Here is a 467-nt window from a genome sequence, read left to right as displayed (position 1 = left end):
ATATCAGCCAACAATAGCCTGTGGCCGTCGATGCGCGGGGATCGACGCGACCGCGGAGGATGGGAACCCGTTCGACAAATTGCGCGACGCAGCTCGGGGGGCGGTCTTTGAACAGTCGCTCGTAGCGACCGGCTCCTTCGATGAAGCCAGTGCGGACAAGCATTGCGACACCGGACCTTGCGAGCTGCAAGGCGCGCCGCACGAACTCCTCGCCTAAGCGGAATGGGGGATTGGTCACGATCCAGTCGGGACGATCATGCGGGGCCGCTGCTTCGGCGGAGAGCGACAGGAAGTCGAATATCTCGCCATAACCGTAGCCGTGCACATCGCTGCTGCGCACGGTCCGGAAATACTCTGCCAGCGTGGAAGCCATATAGCCGCGCCCGCATGTCGGCTCCCAACATGAAAGCCTATCGAACTTCTCTCCGCCGAGAACCTCCTCGATTAGGGCGCGTGTCGCCCATTTC

At 61.9% G+C, this 467-nt stretch carries 1 protein-coding gene; it reads right to left on the bottom strand.

Annotated elements, in window-relative coordinates; translation table 11 throughout:
- Positions 1-373 (bottom strand): hypothetical protein (locus CVH10_RS17400; RefSeq protein ID WP_369335853.1); only part of this gene is annotated, 373 nt, incomplete at its 3' end.
- Positions 374-467 lie beyond the last annotated feature (94 nt).

It is taken from the genome of Halomonas sp. ND22Bw (assembly GCF_003011945.1).
GTDB lineage: Bacteria > Pseudomonadota > Gammaproteobacteria > Pseudomonadales > Halomonadaceae > Halomonas > Halomonas halophila.
Note: the sequence above shows the minus strand (reverse complement) of the source record. Positions and strands in the feature narration are given on the sequence as shown.